Source organism: Chitinivorax tropicus (assembly GCF_014202905.1).
Classification (GTDB): domain Bacteria; phylum Pseudomonadota; class Gammaproteobacteria; order Burkholderiales; family SCOH01; genus Chitinivorax; species Chitinivorax tropicus.
On record NZ_JACHHY010000056.1, the window covers coordinates 1 to 3,528 of the forward strand.

3 protein-coding genes and 1 pseudogene are annotated in these 3,528 nt (G+C 53.8%); all 4 read right to left on the bottom strand.

The genetic code is table 11. The features are described from left to right. Positions 1-1,295: hemagglutinin repeat-containing protein (locus HNQ59_RS19075; protein WP_184041978.1), on the bottom strand; the 1,295-nt coding region annotated here is incomplete at its 3' end. Positions 1,296-1,504: 209 nt separating this feature from the next. Continuing rightward, positions 1,505-1,849: a hypothetical protein gene (locus tag HNQ59_RS19080; protein WP_184041979.1), complete on the bottom strand. Its 345-nt coding sequence runs from the start codon at positions 1,847-1,849 to the stop codon at positions 1,505-1,507. A gap of 454 nt (positions 1,850-2,303) precedes the next feature. Then, positions 2,304-2,759: a hypothetical protein gene (locus HNQ59_RS19085; RefSeq protein ID WP_184041980.1), complete on the bottom strand. Its 456-nt coding sequence runs from the start codon at positions 2,757-2,759 to the stop codon at positions 2,304-2,306. A gap of 10 nt (positions 2,760-2,769) precedes the next feature. Beyond that, positions 2,770-3,528 (bottom strand): annotated as a pseudogene (locus tag HNQ59_RS19090) (hypothetical protein); the annotation flags it as partial.

Sequence of the window (3,528 nt, forward strand, 5' to 3'; positions counted from 1 at the left end):
TTCTGCGGGCTGCCATCTTGCCAACCCATCTGTTTGCTCAGGTCGCCGATTGCCTTGAAGCCTTGCTCTCCAATCAGGCGGGCCATTTCCTGCTGTTCGGCCATCTTCGCCCGGTCGTAGCGTTTGACTTGCCCGGCGGTGTCGGTGGTGTCACGACGCAGCTCTGCCAGGGGTTGGGTCTGCTTGTCGGCGTCACGGATCTCGATCTGACCCGCTGCCACGGCGGTCTGGGTGCGACCGGCATCTTGTTTGTTGACCGGTGGGGCGATGGTGGCTTTGAAGCTGCCGCCGCCACTGCCCATGCTCATGCTGGCGCCACCGCTGATGCTTTGGAAGCGGCTTTGGTTCTGGATGTCTTCCCAGCCCAGGCTGCCGGTGCTCAGCCGGTTACGGCTCGGGTCGGCTTCGCTGCTGATCAGGCCGCCATTGAGTTGGGTGTGCTTGCCCACTTGCAGGTCAAAGCCACCCGTGCCTGCCTTGAGGGCGGTCTGTTCTTCTACGGCGTGGTATTGCCCTTGGGTGCGTGCAAATTGCACGTTGGCGCTCATGCCGCCCCCGCTGCCGTAGATGGCGACTGCGCCGCTGATGCCACCACTGAGCTGTTGGTTGCGGTAGTCGTCCCGGTCTTGCAGGCTTTGCAGGGTCAGGTTGCCGCCAATGTCGGCTTCGATGCGTTGCCCTTTGGCCACTGCGCCCGATAAGGTGGTGTCGCCGCCGCTCTTCAGGCTCAGGGTCTGCCCTGCGCTCAGGTGGCTGTTGATCTGGGTGTCGCTGTTGCCTTTTTCTCGGCCTTGTTGTTTGCTGGCTTCGCCATAGATGCCAAAGCCGCTGGCGCCGTCCTTGGTGCCCAGGAATACGCCGATCTGGCCAGCCTGGCCGTCTTGTTTGCTGTCCAGCCGGGTTTCATCGGTGACGGCTTGGAGCTGCAGGTTGCGTTTGGCGTCCAGGGTCAGGTGACCGCCTGCTTGTAGTTGGCTGCCCGCAATCTGTAGGTTGCCGTGGGCGCTGTCGTTGTCTCCCCGGGCGAGGAGGATCAGGTCGCCCCCGGCGGTGAGTTGGCTGCCTCGATGGGTGAGGCTGGTCTGTTTGGCTTCGCTGCGACTGTGGCTGTTGCCCACGCTCAGGGTGAGGGCGAAGCTGGTCTGGCCGCCGCCTTCTTTGCCCGCTTTGCTCGGGTCGTCGGCCACTTTGCCCAGGCCTTTGCCGTCTTGGCTCAGGTTGCCCATGCCGTTGGCCAGGTCGAGCTGCCAGCTGTCATTGGGCAGGCTGCCGCTGCAGTGTTGGCTGTCGCTCAATGACAGGCTGCCGATCTTCAGGTCGTTCAGGGCGCCCAGGCTTTGGCTGGCGTCGATCTGCCCGATCCGGCCCAGCAGGGAGAGGTGACCACCTTTTACGCAAACATTGGGGCAGTAAATCTGTCTGGAGCATTTAATGTACCCTGAGTCGTTTCAGAAAGGAGGCAGGGTACGGTGCAATGCCCTTCGGTTATTGCCCCCAACATTGGCTAGCGATACCGATTCCAGTCAATAGGCTCGTCTGATGGGTTTTCTTTTTCATCAGTAGCCCACAAAACTAATTTTCCTCCCGTTAGCCAGAGAGGCACTCCAGGCGTATCAAATAATTCTTCAATAGGAATCAGCGTAATTGACTCCTGTTGAGAGATTTGACGACAAAGACGAAAATTACGATCCCCTATCCGCAAATCCATCAAACGATGCATGTCAGGATATTCACCATACTCTGCCGAAATCACTTCCGGATGGGCGTTGAGTATCTGACGTAACTCCTCGCTATCTCCAAACTCAAGATAATGGGAGAGCGCCCGCTTAAGCAGACCCTGGATATTCATACGTGCACACCCTAATCATCAAAGACAATAGAACCCTTTGGCAGTTCGCCATAAGGCCCAAATTTAATTGACAACCCTTCCTTTCCAGGCTTCAGGCCATGGAATTAGGCAGAGAATTCATCTACAAGGGATTGTCTCAAGATCGGTGCCGCCTTGAGCTCCAGGCCAAACCGTTCTAATAGCACATCGCTTTAAACAAATAGGTCCAAATCAAATTTATCTATATTGATTGGCTGCCCGAAGGTCGGCTTGTTAGGATTACCTACCCGCCCCGTTGCAGAGCTGCCTGTTAGCCCTGTTTTTGCTGTTGGATCTATCGCCTTAAATTCAGCCAACTCGGCTGAATTAAGCTTCGCCCTCAAGGCACTGTGAACATCACCGATGAAGCCATCAACACTGTTTGGAACGAAGCAATCGTTCAGATCGCCTCGCTCCCTATTGCCTTATGCAGCTACTATGGAAATAAGGGGTTAATAAAAGCCATTCCCTTGCAATGGACTTCACCACCCATCACCTCCAGGGTAACTAGAGTTTGCAATATGTACTTTTTCGACAAAGCCGGGGCATCATCTAGAAATAGATAACCCATAAATTCCGCCGACAATTCATTAAGAAGTAGTTCAGATATTAATTCGGGCTGCTCAGCAAGAATTTTCTCAAGGCTTAGGTAGCCTGTTTCTTTTAAAAGCAAAGCCCATCCTTCTAACTCTTCCAAAAAACCTTCATCTTCGGATTCTCTGTCAACAAACTCCTGATAGTAACTACCAAAATAGGTTACTACTTCTTCCGCGCTGATTTTCAATGAAAAAGGGATTGCACACTCACTAGCCAAAGCCCGGCCAAACCCATGAGCATCCACCCCAACCAGTGAACAATCAATCACATCGTTGTCAATCTTACAGATTCTCATTTCTTGGCCCTCAATTTATACCGGGAGGAACGATGGTAATCGTTCCATTTGGATGGACAGAAATATAGCCGGAAGGCCCAAATGGTTGACCCGCCCGCTCTGGCGGGAATGGTCCACGAATACCTGAGCGCTGAAAAAATTCCTGTGGACTTACTATTGGTCCGCTGGGCGGATTATTACCAGAGAATATCCTGATACCTCTTTCGGACTTCAACGCACCAGCAGAATCAAAAGCATCAAGAATGTTGTCTATCTGATGATTTTTCATTTTGGCGGCAAAGCCGATATCGAGATCGCTATCTGGACGGAAAGACCCTTCCCCGAAGAAAGAACGCACTCGACTTCCTCCGATCACAACTTCCACAGGTTTATTGGGATTAAAAGCACTTTGCAACAGTGCTTTAGCCTGCGCCTCTTCAAGGCCAGGCACCATCTGAGTGATGCGTCCAACTTGCTCGTCTAAACCAGAGGTGATGATAACAGTGTGCTCCGTGATCCGAGTCGTGCTGTTTGGAACTAAATCCCTCCCCCCACCCCTCGGCCCCTTCCCCGCCGCCAGTATCGCATCCCGCTCAGCCGCTGTCAGGCTCTGGTTTACAACCTGCACAAGGATGTCTTTTCCATTAATCCTCGCTTCTTCATAGATCTTGCCGTTCGAACCCAATACGACAAATTCGCCTTCCGGGCTCACCACACGCCGGTAGCCCTTGGGCAGGCCTTCCGTGCGGCTGAACATCGAACCTACGGAGCTGCCTTCTCGATATCCTTC